At 68.6% G+C, this 20,382-nt stretch carries 17 protein-coding genes; 10 read left to right on the top strand and 7 right to left on the bottom strand.

Features of this window, described 5'->3' with window-relative positions:
- The first annotated feature begins 30 nt into the window (after positions 1-30).
- From AC1MGR_RS08635 to AC1MGR_RS08615, 5 genes are all read left to right on the top strand, one after another.
- Complete coding sequence (locus tag AC1MGR_RS08635; protein ID WP_480234311.1) at positions 31-288, top strand: hypothetical protein; 258 nt, start codon at positions 31-33, stop codon at positions 286-288.
- Between the two features lie 147 nt (positions 289-435).
- Complete coding sequence (gene acs / locus AC1MGR_RS08630; protein ID WP_108034650.1) at positions 436-2,385, top strand: acetate--CoA ligase; 1,950 nt, start codon at positions 436-438, stop codon at positions 2,383-2,385.
- Positions 2,386-2,514: 129 nt separating this feature from the next.
- On the top strand, positions 2,515-2,823 hold the full coding sequence (locus AC1MGR_RS08625; RefSeq protein ID WP_108034649.1) for a DUF485 domain-containing protein: 309 nt from the start codon (positions 2,515-2,517) through the stop codon (positions 2,821-2,823).
- Positions 2,820-4,514, top strand: coding sequence for a cation acetate symporter (locus tag AC1MGR_RS08620; RefSeq protein WP_480234310.1), 1,695 nt, complete (start codon positions 2,820-2,822; stop codon positions 4,512-4,514). The genes AC1MGR_RS08625 and AC1MGR_RS08620 overlap by 4 nt, the downstream gene beginning before the upstream one ends.
- Before the next feature lie 381 nt (positions 4,515-4,895).
- Entirely contained in the window at positions 4,896-6,605 is a 1,710-nt protein-coding gene (locus tag AC1MGR_RS08615) for an MFS transporter (RefSeq protein WP_480234309.1), read from the top strand.
- Positions 6,606-6,654: 49 nt separating this feature from the next.
- On the opposite strand, the gene AC1MGR_RS08610 is transcribed toward AC1MGR_RS08615, so the two are convergent.
- The 4 genes from AC1MGR_RS08610 to AC1MGR_RS08595 all read right to left on the bottom strand — a co-directional run bounded on the left by AC1MGR_RS08610 (position 6,655) and on the right by AC1MGR_RS08595 (position 12,488).
- Entirely contained in the window at positions 6,655-8,031 is a 1,377-nt protein-coding gene (locus tag AC1MGR_RS08610; RefSeq protein ID WP_480234308.1) for a DUF2252 domain-containing protein, read from the bottom strand.
- A 58-nt stretch (positions 8,032-8,089) separates the two neighbouring features.
- Complete coding sequence (gene purH, locus AC1MGR_RS08605) at positions 8,090-9,688, bottom strand: bifunctional phosphoribosylaminoimidazolecarboxamide formyltransferase/IMP cyclohydrolase (protein WP_480234307.1); 1,599 nt, start codon at positions 9,686-9,688, stop codon at positions 8,090-8,092.
- Between the two features lie 79 nt (positions 9,689-9,767).
- Positions 9,768-11,504: a heparinase II/III family protein gene (locus tag AC1MGR_RS08600; protein ID WP_480234306.1), complete on the bottom strand. Its 1,737-nt coding sequence runs from the start codon at positions 11,502-11,504 to the stop codon at positions 9,768-9,770.
- 129 nt (positions 11,505-11,633) lie between these two features.
- Positions 11,634-12,488: a tetratricopeptide repeat protein gene (locus AC1MGR_RS08595; protein ID WP_480234305.1), complete on the bottom strand. Its 855-nt coding sequence runs from the start codon at positions 12,486-12,488 to the stop codon at positions 11,634-11,636.
- Positions 12,489-12,636: 148 nt separating this feature from the next.
- Here AC1MGR_RS08595 and AC1MGR_RS08590 point away from each other — a divergent pair, with 148 nt between their 5' ends.
- Positions 12,637-14,019: a leucyl aminopeptidase family protein gene (locus tag AC1MGR_RS08590; RefSeq protein WP_480234304.1), complete on the top strand. Its 1,383-nt coding sequence runs from the start codon at positions 12,637-12,639 to the stop codon at positions 14,017-14,019.
- Between the two features lie 12 nt (positions 14,020-14,031).
- Here AC1MGR_RS08590 and AC1MGR_RS08585 read toward each other — a convergent pair whose 3' ends face one another.
- Both AC1MGR_RS08585 and AC1MGR_RS08580 read right to left on the bottom strand, forming a co-directional pair.
- Entirely contained in the window at positions 14,032-14,979 is a 948-nt protein-coding gene (locus tag AC1MGR_RS08585) for an EcsC family protein (RefSeq protein ID WP_480234303.1), read from the bottom strand.
- Between the two features lie 10 nt (positions 14,980-14,989).
- Positions 14,990-16,447, bottom strand: a complete 1,458-nt coding sequence (locus tag AC1MGR_RS08580; protein WP_108034640.1) for an AmpG family muropeptide MFS transporter — start codon at positions 16,445-16,447, stop codon at positions 14,990-14,992.
- A gap of 333 nt (positions 16,448-16,780) precedes the next feature.
- Between AC1MGR_RS08580 and AC1MGR_RS08575 the strand changes: the two genes are divergently transcribed.
- A complete protein-coding gene (locus AC1MGR_RS08575; RefSeq protein ID WP_480234302.1) occupies positions 16,781-17,932 on the top strand; it encodes a histidine kinase dimerization/phosphoacceptor domain -containing protein in 1,152 nt (383 codons plus the stop codon).
- Positions 17,929-18,384: a response regulator gene (locus AC1MGR_RS08570; RefSeq protein ID WP_108034766.1), complete on the top strand. Its 456-nt coding sequence runs from the start codon at positions 17,929-17,931 to the stop codon at positions 18,382-18,384. Before AC1MGR_RS08575 ends, AC1MGR_RS08570 begins: the two co-directional genes overlap by 4 nt.
- Positions 18,385-18,418: 34 nt before the next feature.
- Here AC1MGR_RS08570 and AC1MGR_RS08565 read toward each other — a convergent pair whose 3' ends face one another.
- Entirely contained in the window at positions 18,419-18,931 is a 513-nt protein-coding gene (locus tag AC1MGR_RS08565; RefSeq protein WP_108034638.1) for a pilus assembly protein N-terminal domain-containing protein, read from the bottom strand.
- Between the two features lie 414 nt (positions 18,932-19,345).
- On the opposite strand from AC1MGR_RS08565, the gene AC1MGR_RS08560 reads away from it, so the two are divergent.
- A complete protein-coding gene (locus AC1MGR_RS08560; RefSeq protein WP_108034637.1) occupies positions 19,346-19,516 on the top strand; it encodes a Flp family type IVb pilin in 171 nt (56 codons plus the stop codon).
- A gap of 267 nt (positions 19,517-19,783) precedes the next feature.
- The gene (locus AC1MGR_RS08555) at positions 19,784-20,290 is read left to right on the top strand and encodes an A24 family peptidase (RefSeq protein WP_480234301.1); all 507 of its coding nucleotides are present in this window, start codon (positions 19,784-19,786) and stop codon (positions 20,288-20,290) included.
- Positions 20,291-20,382: the final 92 nt, after the last annotated feature.

The raw sequence follows: 20,382 nt of genomic DNA, 5'->3' as shown, positions 1-20,382 counted from the left end.
CTGTCCAGCGGAGGGGACCCCTCCCCTGCCATGGAGACGATGATGCGTGCGTTGACCTTGATCGCCGTTCTGGGGATCGGTTTGCCGGGGGCGGCCCTGGCCCAGCAGAGTGGCACCGAGACCAATCTCGGATCAGCCGGACAGTTCCGGAACATCACCTCGACCGGCGTGACCAAGCCCCCCGGTCGGGCAGCCGCGCCCTCGGAGGAGCGCATGTCCGACACCACCCGCAAGCAGCGCGCCATCGACAAGAAGGTCGATACCGGCATCTGCATTGGGTGCAATTGACAAGCGCACAAACAAAATAGCTGTCCTGTCCCGCACCTAGCCATATGGGTGCTTGCGGGGAATATCTCGTTGAGCCTATGACGGTATTCGGAAGACCCGGCTGCGTGAACAGTCGCGATACGATCGGGCACCGATAGGGACAACGCGATGGACGAGAAGGTGGTCGAAGTGCGTTCGACGTGGAGCGAGGGCGCCCACGTCGACAACGCGAAGTACCTGGCCATGTATCAGGCCTCCGTCGCCGATCCAGAGACCTTCTGGAGCGAGCACGGGAAGCGCATCGATTGGATGACGCCCTTCACGAAGGTGAAGAACACCAGTTTCGAGCCCGGCAATATCTCGATCAAGTGGTTCGAGGACGGGCAGACGAATGTCGCTTACAACTGCATCGACCGCCACCTCGACACGCGCGGCGATCAGGTCGCGATCATCTGGGAAGGCGACGACCCGACCGAGTCCAAGCACATCACCTATCGCCAGCTTCACGCGGAAGTCGGCAAGATGGCGAACGTGCTGCGCAACCGCGGCGTTTCGAAGGGCGACCGGGTCACGATCTACCTTCCGATGATCCCCGAGGCCGCTTACGCGATGCTCGCCTGCGCCCGCCTCGGCGCGATCCACTCCATCGTCTTCGGCGGATTCTCGCCGGATTCGCTCGCCGGCCGCATCGAGGGCTGCGCTTCCAAGATGGTCATCACCGCGGACGAGGGCCTGCGCGGCGGCCGCAAGGTGCCGCTGAAGGCCAATGTCGACGCCGCGATCGCGCGCCTGCCCAAGGACAGCGTGGACCACGTCGTGGTGGTCCGCCGCACCGGCTCGTCGATCCCGATGGAAGCCGGCCGCGACGTCTATTACGACGAGGCCGCGGCCCAGGTCACCGACGACTGCCCGGCCGAGCCGGTCGAGGCCGAGCACCCGCTCTTCATCCTCTACACCTCCGGCTCGACGGGACAGCCCAAGGGTGTCGTCCACACCACCGGCGGATACCTCGTCTATGCCTCGATGACGCACCAGTACGTCTTCGATTACCGCGAGGGTGAGGTGTACTGGTGCACCGCCGATGTCGGCTGGGTGACGGGGCACTCCTACATCGTCTACGGGCCGCTCGCGAACGGCGCGACGACCCTGATGTTCGAGGGCATTCCGACCTATCCGTCGAATTCCCGCTTCTGGGACGTGATCGACAAGCATCAGGTCAACATCTTCTACACTGCGCCCACCGCGATCCGCTCGCTGATGGGCGGTGGCGAAGGGCCGGTGAAGAAGACTTCCCGCGCCTCCCTGCGGGTCCTCGGCTCGGTCGGCGAGCCGATCAACCCGGAGGCCTGGGACTGGTACTACAAGGTCGTGGGCGATTCCCGCTGCCCCATCGTCGACACCTGGTGGCAGACCGAGACCGGCGGCATCCTGATCACGCCGCTCCCGGGGGCGACCAAGCTGAAGCCGGGCTCCGCGACGCGGCCGTTCTTCGGCGTCCAGCCCATCGTGGTCGACGCCGAAGGCAAGACCCTCGAAGGGCCGTGCGAGGGCAATCTCTGCATCAAGGACTCCTGGCCGGGCCAGATGCGCACCGTCTACGGGGACCACGAGCGCTTCGAGCAGACCTACTTCTCGACCTATCCGGGCAACTACTTCACCGGTGACGGCTGCCGTCGCGACGCGGATGGCTATTACTGGATCACCGGCCGGGTCGATGACGTCATCAACGTCTCGGGCCACCGGATGGGCACGGCGGAGGTGGAATCCTCCCTCGTCGCGCACCCGAAGGTCTCGGAGGCCGCCGTCGTCGGATACCCCCACAACCTCAAGGGCCAGGGCATCTACGCCTACGTCACCCTGATGGAGGGCGAGGAGGGCTCGGACGAGCTGCGCAAGGAGCTGGTGACCTGGGTCCGCAAGGATATCGGGCCGATCGCCTCGCCGGACCTGATCCAGTTCGCCCCGGGCCTGCCCAAGACTCGCTCGGGCAAGATCATGCGCCGAATCCTGCGCAAGATCGCCGAAGACGAGTTCTCGTCGCTCGGCGATACCTCGACCCTCGCCGAGCCGGCGGTGGTCGACGACCTGATCGAGAATCGCCAGAACCGGACGCACTGAGCGGGTCCGGCCCTTCGATCGCGCGGTGACGGTGACCCCGTCTCCGCGCGTCCCTCTGCCTAGACAATCGAAACGCCTTCAATCCGGAAGCCGCCCTGGCAAGAGGCGGATCCCTGGGAGAAACCCGTCATGGCCGATCTGGAGACTGCGCGGATCGCGCAGAGCCCGCATTTCAAGGAACTCGTCCACGAGCGCACGCGCTTCGGCTGGACGCTCACCATCATCATGCTGCTGATCTATTTCGGCTTCATCGGGCTGATCGCCTTCGACAAGGCGCTGCTGGCCGTGAAGATCGGCGGGGGCACCGCTTCCCTCGGCCTCGTCCTCGGCGTCGCGGTGATCGTGCTCGCCTTCATCCTCACTGGCATCTACGTCCAGCGCGCCAATGGCCGCTTCGACGACCTGACCGCGGCCCTCAAGCGGGATCTCGGACGATGATCCGCCTCAAGCATCCCCTCGTCCTCGGGACCGCCCTGGCGGCTCTGGCCGTGACGGCGGCCTACGCCGCCGGTCCGGACCTCGGCGCGGTCAAGCAATCGGCGACGAACTGGCCGGCCATCGGCATGTTCGCGTTCTTCGTGCTGTTCACCCTGGGCATCACCTACAAGGCCGCCAAGGGCACCAAGTCGGCAGCCGACTTCTACGCGGCCGGCGGCGGCATCTCGGCCGGCACCAACTCGCTGGCTATCGCGGGCGACTACATGTCCGCCGCCTCGTTCCTCGGCATCTCTGGCCTCGTCTACACCTCCGGCTTCGACGGCCTGATCTACTCCACCGGCTTCCTCGTCGGTTGGCCGATCGTGCTGTTCCTCATCGCGGAGCGCCTGCGCAACCTCGGCAAGTTCACCTTCGCCGACGTCGCCTCGTTCCGCCTCGATCAGACCTCGATCCGCATCATCTCGGCCACCGGGACGCTGGTGGTGGTGGCGTTCTACCTGATCGCCCAGATGGTCGGCGCCGGGAAGCTGATCCAGCTCCTGTTCGGCCTGCCCTACCTCTATGCGGTCATCATCGTCGGCGTCCTGATGATCGTATACGTTGCCTTCGGCGGCATGAAGGCGACCACCTGGGTGCAGGTGATCAAGGCCTGCCTGCTCCTTGGCGGTGCGACCTTCATGGCCGGCGCCGTGCTGTACAAGTACGGCTTCAACCCCGAGACCCTGTTCGCCGCCGCCGTCGCCACCCACCCCAAGGGGGACGCGATCATGGCGCCGGGCGGCCTCGTCAACAATCCGATCGAGGCGATCTCGCTCGGCGTCGGCCTGATGTTCGGTACCGCCGGCCTGCCGCACATCCTGATGCGCTTCTTCACGGTGTCGGATGCCCAGGCGGCCCGCAAGTCGGTCTTCTACGCCACCGGCTTGATCGGCTACTTCTACATCCTCACCTTCATCATCGGCTTCGGCGGCATCGCCCTGTTGATGTCCGACCCGGCCTACTTCTCCCTCGACGCGGCCGGCGCCTTCGACAAGCTCAAGGGCATGATTGGCGGCACCAACATGGTGGCGGTGAACCTCGCCAACGCGGTGGGCGGCCCGTACTTCCTGGGCTTCATCTCGGCCGTGGCCTTCGCGACCATCCTGGCGGTGGTGGCAGGCCTGACGCTCGCGGGTGCCTCGGCCGTCAGTCACGACCTCTACGCCCAGGTGATCGCCCGCGGCCGGACCAACGAGGCTGCCGAGGTGCGGCTTTCCAAGATCGCCGCCGTCGTCATCGGCATCGTGGCGATCTATCTCGGCTACGTCTTCGAGAACCAGAACGTCGCCTTCATGGTCGGCCTCGCCTTCTCGGTGGCGGCGAGCTGCAACTTCCCTGTCCTCACCATGTCGATCCTGTGGAAGGGCACCACCACCTGGGGCGCCCTCATCGGTGGCCTCGTCGGTCTCATCGCGGCCGTCGGCATGGTGGTGCTGTCGAAGGCGGTCTGGGTCACAACCTTCGGCAACCCGGTGGCGATCTTCCCCTACGACAACCCCGCGCTCTTCTCGATGCCGCTGGCCTTCCTGACGATCTTCCTCGTCTCGAAGCTCGACAACACCCGCCGCGCCAAGGCCGAGCGTGCGTTGTTCGACGCCCAGTTCGTGCGTTCGGAGACGGGAATCGGGGCGGACGGGGCTCACGCCCACTGATCACCCGCTTCGGCAATTGCCGGAATATCGGACAGGGCGCGGCGCGAGCCGCGCCCTTTCTGCTGTCCAGGCGACTTTAATCCCGCCTTAAGCCAAAAAAAACTTCGCCTACGGTCAAAAAAGATCTGAATCCGGTCGTCTGCGGGCGACTTTCGGACTTGGGCGAAAACAAGGCATCGCTTAGCATAGCGTCGCGGGTACTGGGTACGAGGACCGAATTGCGTCCGCTCGACAGGTCGAGCCGAACGCCAAGACGGTGCATCGATCCCCGCAGGGTCCAACAAGCCACGGGCGGACTACGCTCGGGCGAGAAAGTACTTGGAGAAACGCCAAATGGTTGCGTCGAGCGCAATTCCCGTTAGTGATTCGGCCACACGGCCGATGAGCGCGGGCGAGAAGAAGGTCATTCTCGCCTCGTCCCTCGGTACCGTCTTCGAATGGTACGACTTCTACCTCTATGGATCGCTCGCGACGATCATCGGCGCGCAGTTTTTCTCGGCCTACCCGGAAGCGACGCGCAACATCTTCGCCCTGCTCGCCTTCGCGGCAGGCTTCCTCGTCCGGCCCTTCGGCGCCCTGGTGTTCGGCCGGCTCGGCGACATGGTGGGCCGCAAGCACACCTTCCTCATCACCATCCTGATCATGGGCATCTCGACCTTCTGCGTCGGCCTGCTGCCCTCTTACGACACCCTGAACGGCTACGGCATCGGCTGGGTCGCGCCGGTGACGCTGCTGGCGCTGCGCATGCTCCAGGGCCTGGCCCTCGGCGGCGAGTACGGCGGCGCAGCCGTCTACGTGGCCGAGCATGCCCCGCGGGGCCGCCGTGGCTTCTACACCGCCTTCATCCAGACGACGGCGACCCTCGGGCTGCTGCTCTCACTGATCATCATCCTGTCGACCCAGGGCTACGTGAACGGCGCCTACGCGCCCACCGTGACCACCGCCGCCGACGGCACCCAGACCACCATCACGGCCTTCCAGGCCTGGGGCTGGCGCATCCCGTTCCTCGTCTCCTGCGTGCTGCTCCTGATCTCGGTCTGGATTCGCCTGCAGATGAACGAGAGCCCGGCCTTCAAGAAGATGAAGGAGGAAGGCACGCACTCGAAGGCGCCGCTCTCGGAGGCCTTCGGCCAGTGGCGCAACGCCAAGTGGGCGCTCCTCGCCCTCCTCGGCCTCACTGCCGGCCAGGCCGTGGTCTGGTACGCCGGGCAGTTCTACGCGCTGTTCTTCCTGCAGAGCATCCTCAAGGTCGACCAGTTCACCGCCAACGTGCTGATCGCCTGGTCGCTGCTTCTCGCCACCGGCGGCTTCCTGTTCTTCGGCGCGCTCTCCGACAAGATCGGGCGCAAGCCGGTGATCCTCGGTGGCTGCCTGATCGCGGCGCTGACCTACTTCCCGCTGTTCGAGCAACTCACCGCCAACGCCAACCCGGCGCTCTACCAGGCGCAATCCACGGTGCCGGTGGTGGTCAAGACCAACCCGGAGGCGTGCTCGTTCCAGTTCAACCCGGTCGGCACGGCCAAGTTCACCAAGGAGTGCGACGTCGCCAAGGCGCTGCTCGCCCGCTCGGCCGTGAACTACACCACCGAGCCGGTCGCCGCCGGCGCGCCGACCATCGTGACCATCGCGGGCAAGGACTTCCCCGTCGCCGACCCGGCCTTCGCCAAGGCAGTGCCGGCGGCGCTGACCGCGGCCGGCTATCCGGCGCCCGCCGGCAATGCCACCATCGTCAAGGCCGCCAACCCGATCGACATCTTCACGGGCCAGAAGCTCGTGGTGATCGGTATCCTGACGATCCTCGTCCTCTACGTGACGATGGTCTACGGCCCGATCGCGGCGGCCCTGGTGGAGCTGTTCCCGACCCGCATCCGCTACACCTCGATGTCGTTGCCCTATCACATCGGCAACGGCTGGTTCGGCGGCCTGCTGCCGGCGACCTCCTTCGCGATCGTCGCCCAGACCGGCAACATCTATAACGGCCTGTGGTACCCGATCGCGATCGCGGCGATGACCTTCGTCATCGGTCTCCTCTTCATTCCGGAGACCAAGGATCGCGATATCTTCACCTACGACGAGAACCCGGTCCGCTGAGGTCGGCTCTCTCCGAGGGGCCCCGCCGCGAGGCGGGGCCCTTTTCGTTTCAGGCGGCCTGGGTCTCGGGCGTGGTCAGGAAGTCGGTGACCAGCAGGGCGTGGTCCGCGACGCTCTGGCGGGCATACGCCATCGCGAAGTCAGCGACCGCCTCGTCGAAGGCCGATCCCTTGCCGAGATAGCCGGCGATCATCGCCGCATCGCCCGAGCGGGCATGGGCGCGGGCGAGGGTCGTGCCGCAGAGCTGGGCGTAGGGCTTGGCCCCGCTCTCGGCGAGGATTTCGGCCACCGCCGACAGCTTCCGGTTCTTGAGCTGGCGCACGTAGTAGCAGCGACCGCTCGCGTCGGAGAAGGACGTGCCGAGGAAGAGGTCGCTCGCCGCCTGCATGATGCGCTGGCCGTCGATGACCCGCTGGCCTTCCGAGACCACGCTGAACGGCTTGAGCGCGAGCTGGCCGATCACCGACGGGCGGGCCTCCTTGATCTGCAGGAACAGCGGGGCGCCGTCCGCATCGGTGTAGATGCCGACGGCACAGACCAGACCCACCGAGCCGATGCCGACGACCTTGAAGGCGACGTCGCGCTGGGCGTAGCGCGAGAGCAGCGTCCAGCGGTCGGCCGTGAGGCTCTGCGGATAGGCGAGCAGCGCGGCCGCCGCGTCGCGCACGGCCTCGGTCAGGCCGTTGGGTCCCTCGTGGAAGAGGGTCGGCGCCTTGTCGGCGATGCGCCAATCCGCCGGGTCGGTCTCGTGCGGCGCCACCGCGAGGGTGGGTACGTCGCCGTGGCTGAGACCGTCGGCATTCTCGGTCCCGGCCTCGGACAGCAGGCGCCGGCAGAGGTCGCCGTCGCCGAGGCGGCCGACCTCGTGGTCGAGGTCGATCCGGCTATGCCAGATCGCCAGGGGCGAGAGGGCCGCGAGTTCCCGCATGTGCTCGCGATAGGCCCGGACGCCGGCCCGCGCCGCACGACGCGCCTTGGCCTCGCCGCGCGGCAGGGCGGCCAGGGCGATACTCGCGGCGAGCCGCTTCACGTCGACGGTGAAATCGACGTTCCACAGGGTCTCGTCGAAGTCGTTGATGTCGAACAGCGTCTGCCCCTCGGGGCTGCGGTAGACGCCGAAATTGCCGATATGGCAGTCGCCGCAGGCCTGAACCGGAATGCCCGGGACGGGCACGCCTTCGAGGTCGGCCGCCATCACGGCGGCGGCCCCGCGCAGGAACGCGAACGGATCCGCCCGCATCCGCTCCCGCCTGAGGGGCACGAGTTCGCCGAGCCGGCCGGCTTCCCCGGCCTGCAGGACCGCGAGGGGATCGCGCTGCGGCGTCGGCCGCCATTCGGCATGCGATTCCCGCGAGACCTGCTCGCGCAGGCGCTTGCCCGCCGCGCGGCGCTCCTCGCGGGGGCTGGAATGTTGTGCGTGGGTCATGGGATCGGGCCTCGTGGAATCGGAAAGCGTAGCCGTTCCCAGCCGCCCGGGCGAGGCGTCAGTGGCGGAAATGGCGGTGGCCGGTGAACACCATGGCGAGACCGGCCTCGTCGGCGGCCTTGATCACGTCGGCGTCGCGCATGGAGCCGCCCGGCTGGATCACCGCCGTGGCACCGGCTTCCGCCGCCGCGATCAGCCCGTCGGCGAAGGGGAAGAAGGCATCGGAGGCGACCACCGAGCCCTTGGCCAGGCTTTCGGCTGCCCCAAGGCGCTTGGCGCCCTCGGCGGCCTTCCAGGCGGCGATGCGCGAGGAATCCACCCGGGACATCTGCCCGGCCCCGATGCCGACCGTCGCGCCGTCGCGCGCATACACGATGGCGTTCGACTTGACGTGCTTGGCGACCCGATAGGCGAAGCGCAGGTCGGCGTATTCGTGTTCCGACGGCGCGCGCCGCGTGACGACGGTCAGGGGCATGTCGTCGACCACCGCCGCATCCCGGGCTTGGACCAGGAGACCGCCCGCGAGGGTCTTCACGGTCTCGCCGGCCCCGCGCGGGTCGGGCAGGCCGTCGGCGAGGAGAAGGCGCAGGTTCTTCTTGCCCGCGACGATCGCGATCGCCTCCTCGGTGGCGTCCGGCGCGATGATGACCTCGGTGAAGATCTCGACGATGCGGCGCGCGGCCTCGGCGTCCAGGGGACGATTCAGGGCGACGATGCCGCCGAAGGCCGAGGTCGGATCGCAGCTCAGGGCGCGCTCGTAGGCTTCGACGAGGCTCGCGCCCTCGGCCACACCACAGGGATTAGCGTGCTTGATGATCGCCACCGCCGCCGCGCGCGCCGGGTCGAATTCGGCCACGCACTCGTAGGCCGCGTCGGTGTCGTTGAGGTTGTTGTAGGACAGCTCCTTGCCCTGGAGCTGGCGCGCCGTGGCGACGCCGGGTCGCGGCAGGCCGGACGACCGGTAGAAGGCTGCGCTCTGGTGGGGATTCTCGCCGTAGCGCAGGGGCTGGGCGAGGCTGCCGCCGAAGGCGCGATAGGTGGGTGCCGCCTCGGTCTCGATCTGGCCGGCGAGCCAGTTGGCGATGGCCGCATCGTAGGTCGCCGTGCGGGCATAGGCTTTCTGGGCGAGGCGGCGACGGGTCCGCTCCTGCAGGCTGCCGGCATTCGCCTGCAGTTCGGCGAGGAGATCGGCGTAGTCCGCCACATCGACCACGACCGCGACGTCGGCATGGTTCTTCGAGGCGGCACGGATCATCGCCGGGCCGCCGATATCGATGTTCTCGACGCACTCGTCGTACGAGGCGCCCTTCGCCACGGTCGCCTCGAACGGGTAGAGGTTGACCACCAGGAGATCGATGGCGCGGATCCCGTGCGCCGCCAGGGCCGCCTGGTGCTCGGGGTTGTCGCGCACCGCCAGCAGGCCCCCGTGGACGCCGGGATGCAGGGTCTTCACCCGCCCGTCCATCATCTCGGGAAAGCCGGTCAGGTCGGCGACCTCCGTGACCGGAAGTCCCGCCGCGCGCAGGGCCTTGTGCGTACCGCCCGTGGACACGAGTTCGATGCCGAGGCGGTCGAGGGCGGTGGCGAACGCGACGAGGCCGTCCTTGTCCGAGACGGAGAGGAGTGCGCGGGTGACCCGCACCTGGTCATGCGACATGGCGTTGCGTCCGGAGGCAAGCGACGAGAAACTGTGCGGCGCCTACCACGAAATTGTGCGCTGCGGCCAGTCGCCCCCGTCAGCCCTGACGCGCCGGAGCCCGGGCGAAGCCCCAGCGGATGCGCGTGTCCTCTGCGACCGGCAGGTAGAGCACGATCTGGTCGGTGCGCCGGGCGCCGGTGATCCCTGCGAAGTAGACGCTCTCCTCCAGGGCCACGGGTACGCCCTCGGCACCGAAATGCCAGGTCTCGCCGATCGGCGACGTCAGTTCGAGGCGGCCGTCGTCGAGACCGCGCGCCGCGATCGCCGGGTGCAGGTGGAAGCGCACCGCCACCTCCTGCTGCCGGTTCCGGGTCTTGCCCCGCTTGCCGGCCGGCGAGCGGAGGAAGGCATCCTCGCCTTCGAGGACGTTGCCGTTGCTCGCCAGGCGCCAACGCCGTTCATGGACGATGCCGAGATCGCCCGCATAGCCGTCGTGGCGGGCAGCCAGGATGGTGGCGCCCTCCTCCGTCGTCCGCTCCGCCTTCACGTCGCGCGGGCCGCGCAGGATCACGGGTCCGATCCGGTGCGAGAGCCAGGTCACGGCCCAGCGCTCGTACCAGGCGCCGCCCCCGACGAGGAAGCGGCAGGACGACGTATCGCCCACCGTCGCGGTGGAATGGGCGGCGGTGCTGCGGGCGAGGCGGCGCAGCTCGGGACCGCTGGCCGGCAGGCCGCAATTGACGACGATGCGCTGGGGGCCGCTCGACATCTCGAAGGACAGGCACCCGGCCCCGGCATTGATCGAATCGGGCAGCGGCGGCGGCGCGCCGACATCGGCGACGACGAGCACCCGCCCGCCCTCCAGGCGCTCGTAGCCGGAGTTCGGTGCATGCATCATCGGCTGGGCCAGGGCGCCGTCGTAGACCAGCAGGGTGGCGAGGTGGTCGGCCGCCGTGGCCCCCATGCCGTTGAAGTGGCTCAGCGATGCATCGGCGTGCCGGAGCAGGCGCAGGAGCGGCAGCATGCGGTCGATGGCGTGCAGGAGCGCTTCCGGCGGGTCGATGCTGCGCGAGAGGAAGCTCTGGCGCAGGGGCAGCAGGTCGAGGAGCAGTTCCATGGCGAAGCGCGGATCGCGGCTGCGATGGCCGCCATCGCGCAGGATCTGCCGCTCGAGCTCCCGCACCAGGATGCGGGTCGAGCGGCGCAGGATCGCCTGGATGCCGTCGCAGCACAGGCCGGCATAGCAGAGGGCCACCGCCGCCAGCAGACGGCTCTGCGGGGAAATGCTCCGGCGCAGGTCGCTCTCCAGGTCGCGGGCCGTCTTGCCGAGGGCTTTCAGGAAGGCCTGGTAGAAGGCGTGGTCGGCGCCCTCCAGGACGAGGGGCGACTGGCACAGGAACGAGATCAGCCGGCGCGAGGCCACCGGCGTCGGCCGGGCGAGGGCCGCGTCACCTCGGCCGGCGATGAAATCGGCCACGAAGGCGCGGGCATTGGAGCGGGCCAGGGCGGTATCGGCCGCGCGCAGGTGGCGCAGCCAGCCGAACCCGTACAGGATGTCGGCCCATTCCGGAGAGGGCGGTGCATAATCGAAGGGCGAGCGGCCGCTGACCGACAGGGATCGCCCGGCGAAGACGAACAGGCCGGCGTAGATGTCGTCGGCGAAGGTCGCGTCGCTGGTGCGCAGATCATGCGGCGCGATGACGAGAGCGGTGACGCGGGCACGGGCAAGAATATCGGGTCGGCCGGTCACCCGGGCATAGGTGTCGCGCACCGAGCGCGCGACTTCGCGTCCGATCAGCCGATAGAAGCGCCAGCGATCAGTCCCCCAACGCACGCACTCTCCTCTTCCGGGGGCACAGCCGCGGGCTGGCGTCGCTCCGCGTCCTGTCCATCATGTAACTAAGGCGTGGGCCTTAACCTGCGGTTAACCTCAAGTCACCCGCCCCATCGGTGGCAGACGCCCTCACTCCGCGGGACCAGCGGCGACCTGGCGCACCGGTCGGGCGCTGCGGGCATCGGCGGCCTTCAGTGCCTTCCAGCTGTTCGGCTGTGCCACGAAGGCCCGCAGCGCCGCCGTGTTTGCGGCTGCTTCGTCCGGCGAGAGATCCTGGCTAGAAACGGCTTCCGCCTCGGCGAACTTGCCCTGCAGTCCGAGCACCAGGGCGAGGTTCTGGCGCACCCGGGCGTCGGCGCGGGGCTGTTCGGCGGCCCGTCGCAGGGTCGCTTCGGCCTGCGGCAGTTGGCGGCCGAGGGCATAGGAGAGGCCGAGGTTCGACAGGATGACGGGATCGTCCGGCTGGATCTTCAGTGCCGCCTCGTAGAAGCCCTGGGCCCGGGTATGATCGTTGAGCTGGTCCGCCACCGCGCCCTGGGCCGAGAGCACGCGCCAGTCCGGACGCGCCGGCGTGTGGGCGTTCTGCAGGACGTCGGCCGCCTCCTGGAACCGACCGACCTCGGACAGGCTCTTGCCGTAGGCCGCCAGGACGGTGTTGTTCTTCGGGTTGCGCAGGGCCGCCTGCTGGAGGACCGCGACGGCCTGCGTCTTCTGGTTCGTGGCGCGCAGGGCCTGAGCGTAGCGCAGGGCCAGCGACAGGTCGTTCTGGTCGGCGGCGTACTTCTCGCCGAGGGCCTCGACCTCGCGCCGGCCGACAATGGCTGGACCCTGTGAACGGCCGAAGCCCGGAAGCGAGATTCCCCCGATGGAACCGGTGGTTTCCGGGGATCGAGACTGGCAACCGGCGACGAGGCCCGCCACCAGCGCCGCCGCAAGGATGGGCATCGGGCGCACCCGAGTGAACTTGACCAGCGGCCTGACCATGACGCGCTCCACGATGGCCCACAGGGGCCCAGAATTTGCTGAGGCGAACGCTTCGCGCTCCCGTTGTCCCGGTGATAGAGCGTTAACCCTAACCCGCCGTTAATCTCCCGCCCCCGCCCCCGCCCCCGCCCCTGCCCTCGCGAGTGCCATGACCCAGCCCCTGTCCCGCCTCGTCGCCGATCCCGGCGATGCGATCCCGATCCTCAGCGTCACGCCGGAGAGCTGGCCCCGGGTCGAGGCGGCGCTGCCGGCGCCGCAGGCGGTCTATGCCCGCGCGACCGAGTTCGCGCCGAAGGCCGGGCGGATCGTTCTCCTCCCGGCGGCCGATGGTCGGCTCGGGCAGATTCTGTTCGGCCTGGGCGACGGCAGCGATCCGCTGATCGCCGGCAAGCTCCCGGGTTCCCTGCCGGCGGGCACCTACCGCTTAGTTGCCGAGGAGGGCTTCGATGCCGGTGCCGCAACCCTCGCCTGGCTCCTCGGAAGCTATCGCTTCGCACGCTACCGGGAGGCCGGCTCCGAGCGCCCGGCCCTCGTCGTGCCGAACGGGGTCGACGGCGCCGCCGTCACCCGCATCGCCGACGCGGTGGCCCGGGGCCGCGACCTCGTGAACACGCCGGCGAACGACCTCGGGCCGGCGGAGATCGAGGCCGCCGTGCGCGACGTCGCCGAGCGCCACGGGGCCACCGTCGCGGTCGTGACCGGCACGGACCTCGCCGCCGCGTTTCCCCTCGTCCACAGCGTCGGCGCTGCCTCGCCGCGGGCGCCGCGTCTCATCGACCTGTCCTGGGGACCGACGAACGCGCCGCGCGTGACCCTGGTCGGAAAGGGCGTCGCCTTCGATACCGGCGGGCTCGACATCAAGCCGTCCAGCGGCATGCTCCTGATGAAGAAGGACATGGGCGGCGCCGCTGCCGCCCTCGCGGTCGCCGACATGGTCATGGGCTCGGGCCTGAACCTGCGGCTCCGCCTGATCGTGCCGGCCGTGGAGAACGCCATTTCGGGTAGCGCCTTCCGGCCCGGCGACGTGATCCGCAGCCGGGCCGGGCTCACGGTCGAGATCGGCAACACCGATGCGGAGGGGCGGCTGATCCTCGCCGACGCCCTCGCCCTGGCGGATGCCGACGGGCCGGATCTCATCCTGGACTTCGCGACTCTCACGGGGGCTGCCCGGGTCGCCCTGGGTCCCGATCTTCCGGCCTTCTTCACCGAGGACGAGGCCCTGGCCACGGCGGTGTCCGAGGCGGGACGCGCCGTCGCCGACCCGGTCTGGCGCCTGCCCCTGCACAAACCCTATGCGAGCCTGCTCGATTCGAAGGTCGCCGACCTGAACAACGTCTCGGGCGGTCCGTTCGCCGGGGCGATCACGGCGGCGCTGTTCCTGCGCCGCTTCGCGCCCGGAACGCGGGCCCACGTCCACTTCGACCTGTACGGCTGGAATCCATCCACCAAACCGGGCCGGCCCGAGGGGGGCGAGGTGCAGACCGCCCGCCTCGTCCACGCCCTCCTGTCGCAGCGCTACCCGAAGGCCTGAACCGGGGCACCGTTAGAGGCCGAGCATCGCCTTCTCGGACTCGTAGGCGGCCCGGACGGGCGCCGCGCCGTAGGTCCGCTCCAGCCGTCGCACGGTGAAATGCGCGCGGGCGGTGGACTGAAAGTGGTCCATGAAGGCGGCGTTCACCGCGGCGCCGCCGACGGCCCCGAGGATCGGCACGGCCTGGGCCGCCACCTTCTGGGAGACGACGAGGCCGAAGCGGGCCGCGATCTGGGTCGAGAAGCGGATCAGGGCCGGCGCGGCCTCGTCGAGGAGGGCGCGGTTGCCAGCGTAGCGCGCCGCCTCGACCATCGTCTTGGCCAGTGCCGCCCGCACGGCGAAGTAGCCGCTCTCGGTCAGGGCGCTCCCGGCCGCCTCGCGGCCGCCGAGCGCGAAGACCTGCACGCAGGCGAGCGCATTCTCGGGATCGCTGAGATCCTCGCCCTCCTCCCGGGCGATCTGCGCGATCGAGCGCAGCATCAGGGTGGTGGAGACCGGCAGTTCGACCGCCAGGGTCGCGAGGCCGAAGGCGCCCCCGAGGGCCCCCGAGACGGCGGCCATCGCCTTGTGGCCGAAGGCGCTGGAGGGCAGGTACTTCGCCAGGCGCGTGGCCGTGCGGACCGTCGCGGTGTCCGTGTCGGCCGGACCGGCGAGCAGCGGATCGGTCGGGACCGGGATCGTGCGCCCCTCCGGCAGCGTCGCCAGGGCGACCTTCAGCGAGGCGCGCATGGCGCTCTCCGTGGCCTGCGACACCGCGTCGGTGACCGGGGCGGGCAAGGCCCGGCCGATCATATCGAGGGGTGCGCCGGCCACGGCCGAGAGCCGCGCCGCGAGGCCGGGCTTCTCGAGGGCCTCGACCGCGCGCCGCAGGGCGGCCCGATCGGCCTCGCTCAGCCCGGGCAGGCCGGGGCTCACGGTCGGGGCGGTGGTGGTGTCGTCGACGAGTTTAATGTTGCTCACGTCTGCCATCTCATCCGTGTGCCGGGTGGGGTTTCGCGGGCCGGCCTGCGCCAGGGGTATCCTGGCCGGTGGAAGCAAGGCCGGGGCCCCGCGGATGGTTCCCGCCGATCTCGTCGCCCGCGGCGGCTTCGGGGCGGACCGGGTCCGTCGCGGTCGCCGCCGCGGTGGAGGCCTTCCGCTCGCCCGCCCGGCCGACCAGCAGGCACAGGACGACCACCGGGATGCCGACCGCCGCCGTAAAGGCGAAGAAGACCGGATATCCGTAGGCCGCGACGACGAAGCCGGAGGTGCCGGCTACGAGCTTGCCCGGCAGTGCGTAGAGCGAGGAGAAGAGCGCGTACTGGGTCGCGGCGAAGCCGGGCGCGGTGAGGCTCGACATGTAGGCGATCAGCGCCATTCCGGCGAAGGAGCCGCAGAAATTGTCGATCGAGATCGCTGCGGTGAGGCGCCAGACCTCCGGTCCGCCGAAGGACAGCCACGAGAAGGCGAGGTTCGAGGCCGCGCCCAGGAAGGCGCCGACGACGAGGGTCGGGAACAGGCCGAAGCGCGTCATCGCCCAGCCGCCCACGAAGGCCCCCGCGATGCCGACCCAGATGCCGTAGAGCTTCGACACGGCGCCGATCTCCACGAGGCTGAAGCCAACCTCCCGATAGAGCGGGCTCGCCATCACGCCCGAGATGAAGTCCGGCAGGCGATAGAGGGCGACGAGGAGCAGGATCGCCCAGAGGCCGGCGCCGAGCCGCGTGTGGAGTTCGGTCAGGGGCTCCAGCACCGCGCCCTGAAAGGTCCAGGTGCGCGCCGGGGTGGCCGGCGTCGCCGCGGTGATCGCGCGATCGTAGGCCGGGGCGAGCAGCGCGGCCACCATGCCGACGCCCATCAGCGCCGCCATCGACAGGTAGGCGACATGCCAGCCATAGGCGCTGGCGATGAACAGGGCTCCGGCACCGGCCGACATCAGCGCGAGGCGGTAGCCGAGATTCGAGGTGGCGGCCATCACCCCCTGCAGGTCCGTGCCGGCCGCATCGATGCGCCAGCCGTCGATGACCACGTCCTGCGTCGCGGCGCAGAAGGCCACGAGGAAGGCGCCGAAACCGAGGAGGGCCAGGCTGGTGCCGGGATCGGCGAAGGCCATGAGGGTCAGTGAGAGGGCGACCGCGCACTGGGTCGCGATCATCCAGGCCCGGCGTCGTCCCAGCGCCCGGCTCAGCACCGGCACGTCGAACCGGTCGATGATCGGCGCCCAGAAGAACTTCAGGGTGTAGGGGAGCGCCAGGTAGCTGAAGAGGCCGATCGATTTGATGTCGACGTCCGAGTAGGCGAGGCGCGTCGAGAAGGTGCCGAGGACCAGCAGCAGTGGCAAACCCGACGAGAAACCCAGGGCGAGCATAAGGAGGATCCTGGGGTCCTCGACGATGTCCCGCAGTCGGAGGCGGCGGCTCGGAATGTCCAGCGCGTCGCTTTGGGCCATGGCATGGAACTCCTGGGGGCCGAAAGGCTTGATGCCCGCAAACCATAGCAGGCCTCGGCGCCGACCCGACACGGGACAGTCGCGGGGCCCGCGCGCCGTGGCGCATCGCTTATCATCGGCATCATGCCTTCCGAAATCTTAACGCGAGGTCTCGCATCTTTCTGTTAGCGGCCCGACCGCCCTCCAGAGGTTCCACGATCCAGGTGTTGACGGCGGGGTATCCCGGCAGTTCAAGTCTGTGTTCGCGCCCGATTGGACCGGCGACGGGTCAACGTCCAGGCCACCAGTTCGCAAGCCAACATTTCGGGTGTCTCGTCTTGGCTGAAGCCGATCATGACGCATAGGGAAACGCCGGCCACCAGTGCACGCGGCCTCGGCATCAACGCAGACGCATTCGTGGCGGCGTTCACCGCGAGTCCCACGCCGATGGTCCTGACCGACCCGCGCCAGCCCGACAACCCGATCGTCTGGGCGAACGACGCCTTCCTGAACCTGACCGGCTACGCCTGGGACGAGGTCTCGGGGCGGAACTGCCGCATGCTCCAGGGGCCCGAGACCGATCCCCGCGCCGTGCGCCGGTTGCGCGACGCGGTCGTTGCCGGACGGCCGATCGAGATCGAACTTGTCAATTACCGCAAGGACGGGACCTCGTTCTGGAACGGCATGACCGTCGCCCCGGTGCATGACGGGACGGGGCAGATCGTTCATTTCTATTCGGCCCAGGCCGACATGACCGGCAAGTACCGGAACGAAGTCGCGATGAAGGACGCGCACGACGAGCTCGAGCGACGGGTCGGCGAGCAGACCGCCGACCTTCGCGCCGCGCTCGAGCAGAAGACCGCGCTCCTCCACGAGGTCGACCATCGGGTCAAGAACAACCTCCAGGTCATCTCCTCGCTGATGCTCCTCAAGGCGCGGCGCACCCCGCGCGGTGAGGCCCGCGATGCCCTGCAGGGGATGGCGGAGCGCATCGGCGCCCTCTCGACGGTGCACCGGATGCTCTACTCGACCGGCGACGTCACGCGGTTCGACCTGCGCGAGTTCGCCGAGGACTTCGTCTCGGAGCTGGTGGCGGGGCTCGACACCGATCGGACGTCCGTCAGTGCGGAGATCGACTCGATCGCCGTATCGGCCGCGATGGCGGCGCCCCTGGCGCTGATGATGCACGAGCTGGCGACCAATGCGGTTCGGCACGCCTTCCCCGACAGCCGGCCCGGTCGCATCACGATCACCGCGCAGCGCAGTGACGACGGTCTGCGCATGCTGATCGAGGACGACGGCGTCGGTCTGGCCGGCGGGACGCCGAACCCGGCGGGCTTCGGTCGCTCACTCGTGGAGATGGTGGTGCGCCAGCTCCGGGGGGTGATCGCCTGGAGTGATGTCGCGCCGGGCACCCGCGTGGAGATCGTCGTTCCCCTCGACGCGATCTCGCTGCAAAGCGCCATCACGGATCGGGCACCCGGACCCGAATGGGCTTCCCCATGAGCGAGACGCCCCTGCGCATCCTCGTGGTCGAGGACGAGGTCCTGATCGCCCTCGAACTCGAATGCCTGCTTGATGACCTCGGCCACATCACGGTCGGCGTCGCGGGGAGTTCGGCTGAGGCGATCACCCTTGGACGGACGACTTCCCCAGACGTGGCGTTTGTGGACATCCACCTCATCGACGGCCCCACCGGCGTCGAGGTGGCGCGCGCGCTCAGCGCCGATCCTCACACCACCGTCGTCTTCATGACCGCGAACGCCAAGCGCATCCCTGACGATTTCGCCGGCGCGGTCGGGGTGATCGCCAAACCCTATTCCGAGCGCGTGGTCGCCGGCGCGCTTCGGTACGTCGCCGACCGGCGCGCGGGCCGCGCGGCCACGGTCGAGGGGCTGGACGGGTTTCGCCTGGCGTCGGCGACGGAGAACGCCGATCGGCATAGCCCGGCCCGATGAGGTCCAGGCCGTGCCCTCCGCGGCCTCCGGCGCCCTAGCGACCCGTGGGGCCGGCGCCGGCCGTAGCCAGGGCGCGGCGATTCTCGGCCTGGCTGCTGACCTCGCCGTAGAACTTGGTCGCGTCGCCGAGCTGGATCGAGGGCTGGCAGTTCGGCGTGCACGAATAGGATTCGCGTTCGAGGCCGCGCTGGACCGTGATCACGGCGGCTTGCGGTGCCTGCACGCTGATGGTGGTTTCCGCCAGCATGTGCCCGGCGGTGTCGAGCGCGATCAGGTTGGTGCTGCCGAAGCTCTTCCCCGTCAGGATCAGGACGCCGTTCCGCTGGAGGGCGACGTCGGCGATCATCGGGTTGCCGACGATGACGGTCTGGGTCTTCTCCGGCAGGCGCATGACCTTGGCGTTGTCGACCGTGACCGCCACGACGGTGGGCGGCGCCTCCGGTGCCTGGGCACGCACCGGCCTGCATCCGAAGACGGCGTACCCCGCGACGAGCAGCGCGGTCAGGATCCTGAACGGGATGTAGGGCGGATGGGTTGGGGAGTGCATCGGACGCTCACTGGACCGCACGGCACGACGCAGATCGTGATTGATCTCGGTGCATCGGGACGCACCCGCCGGCCGAAGCTCGCTCACCAAGAGACACCGTTACGGTAAACGAACCGATAACCGCCAGCGCGAACTGGTCGCGCGATGTTCCTGTGTCGACCGTCAGTGAATCGCGGCTGCGCCAAGTAGATTCCTGGGACCACCAAAAGTCTTGGATGGGGTCGGCGAGTTCGACTGCTGAACGCCGAGCGTGCGATTTAACCAAAACTTCACCAAATCCCGAAGCGGACTCCTCCGGTTTGGTTTCGAAGACCGATTTAACCCAATGGCAAGGGCACCCAGGCACACTGAACCTGTCGCCGATTGAGACGCCTACAGCGTGAACGGCACATCCACTTCCAGGGGAATTTTGCCATGACCACCATGTTCAAGCGTTTCGTGGCCGACGAGTCCGGCGCCACCGCGATCGAGTACGGCCTGATCGCTTCGCTGATCGCCGTCGCCGTCGTCACCGTCCTGGGCACTGTCGGGACCAAGCTGAACGCGACCCTGACCACCGTGGCGAACAACCTCAAGAGCTCGTAATCGCGGTCCGCGCACCCCGGACGGTCTCGCGGCTCCGGCCCCGGTGGCCGAGCGGTGCGCTGACGATCGTCCGATCTTGCCGGTTTCGAGGAGTATTGCGGGATGCCCGCGATGCTCCTCGCTCCGTTTCGAACACGCGGTATCGCGCGTCCGGCATCCGCCGCGTCGGATCGGGCGGCACGGACTTTTAATCCCGATCCGGGATCGTGGGGGTCAGGCCAAGCCTTCCCGAGGCTCGGCGCCGCAAGAGACAGGACCGAAAGCGACATGGCCAGCGTCAGTCTCCTCGTCGTGTTTCCGTTCCTGATGGCCTACGCAGCCGTCAGGGACCTCCTGACGATGCTGATTCCCAATACCGTCTCGGTGGCCCTGATCGTCGGCTTCGCGGTCTTCGCCGTCGCGGCCGGATTGGGATGGGACGATCTTTACGGGCATCTCGGCGCCGGTGCCGCGACCTTGCTCGTCACCTTCACGCTCTTCGCGTTCGGTTTCATCGGCGGCGGCGATGCGAAGCTCGCGGCCGCGACAGCCCTGTGGATCGGCTTCGACCAGCTGGCCGGTTATCTCGTGATCGCCTCTCTCGCCGGCGGTGCGCTGACGCTGACGCTCCTCGCCCTGCGCCAGCAGCCGCTCCCGTCCGCGGCCGCCCGCTTCCCCTTCGTGCTGCATCTGCATGACACGAAGACCGGCGTACCCTACGGCATCGCCCTCGCCCTCTCCGCACTCCTCGTTCTGCCCGACACGGCCATCTGGCTCCGCCTGGTCGCGGTCTGATCGAGCCTGCCCATCGATTCGGCATTGCTTCGGATCGATTACCCCTTGTTAACCGTAATTTGAGGAATGCTAGGCCACTCTGGATCGACACG

Source organism: Methylobacterium sp. BI1, from assembly GCF_056680125.1.
This window is presented reverse-complemented; position numbering and strand designations above follow the sequence as displayed.

Coding starts and splice junctions, on each gene's coding strand:
- AC1MGR_RS08570 (WP_108034766.1), top strand. CDS start 17,929: ATGAGCGAGACGCCCCTGCGCATCCTCGTGGTCGAGGACGAGGTCCTG.
- AC1MGR_RS08560 (WP_108034637.1), top strand. CDS start 19,346: ATGACCACCATGTTCAAGCGTTTCGTGGCCGACGAGTCCGGCGCCACC.
- AC1MGR_RS08580 (WP_108034640.1), bottom strand. CDS start 16,447: ATGGCCCAAAGCGACGCGCTGGACATTCCGAGCCGCCGCCTCCGACTG.
- AC1MGR_RS08590 (WP_480234304.1), top strand. CDS start 12,637: ATGACCCAGCCCCTGTCCCGCCTCGTCGCCGATCCCGGCGATGCGATC.
- AC1MGR_RS08575 (WP_480234302.1), top strand. CDS start 16,781: ATGACGCATAGGGAAACGCCGGCCACCAGTGCACGCGGCCTCGGCATC.
- AC1MGR_RS08555 (WP_480234301.1), top strand. CDS start 19,784: ATGGCCAGCGTCAGTCTCCTCGTCGTGTTTCCGTTCCTGATGGCCTAC.
- AC1MGR_RS08565 (WP_108034638.1), bottom strand. CDS start 18,931: ATGCACTCCCCAACCCATCCGCCCTACATCCCGTTCAGGATCCTGACC.
- AC1MGR_RS08620 (WP_480234310.1), top strand. CDS start 2,820: ATGATCCGCCTCAAGCATCCCCTCGTCCTCGGGACCGCCCTGGCGGCT.
- AC1MGR_RS08610 (WP_480234308.1), bottom strand. CDS start 8,031: ATGACCCACGCACAACATTCCAGCCCCCGCGAGGAGCGCCGCGCGGCG.
- AC1MGR_RS08615 (WP_480234309.1), top strand. CDS start 4,896: ATGAGCGCGGGCGAGAAGAAGGTCATTCTCGCCTCGTCCCTCGGTACC.
- AC1MGR_RS08595 (WP_480234305.1), bottom strand. CDS start 12,488: ATGGTCAGGCCGCTGGTCAAGTTCACTCGGGTGCGCCCGATGCCCATC.
- AC1MGR_RS08635 (WP_480234311.1), top strand. CDS start 31: ATGGAGACGATGATGCGTGCGTTGACCTTGATCGCCGTTCTGGGGATC.
- purH (WP_480234307.1), bottom strand. CDS start 9,688: ATGTCGCATGACCAGGTGCGGGTCACCCGCGCACTCCTCTCCGTCTCG.
- acs (WP_108034650.1), top strand. CDS start 436: ATGGACGAGAAGGTGGTCGAAGTGCGTTCGACGTGGAGCGAGGGCGCC.
- AC1MGR_RS08625 (WP_108034649.1), top strand. CDS start 2,515: ATGGCCGATCTGGAGACTGCGCGGATCGCGCAGAGCCCGCATTTCAAG.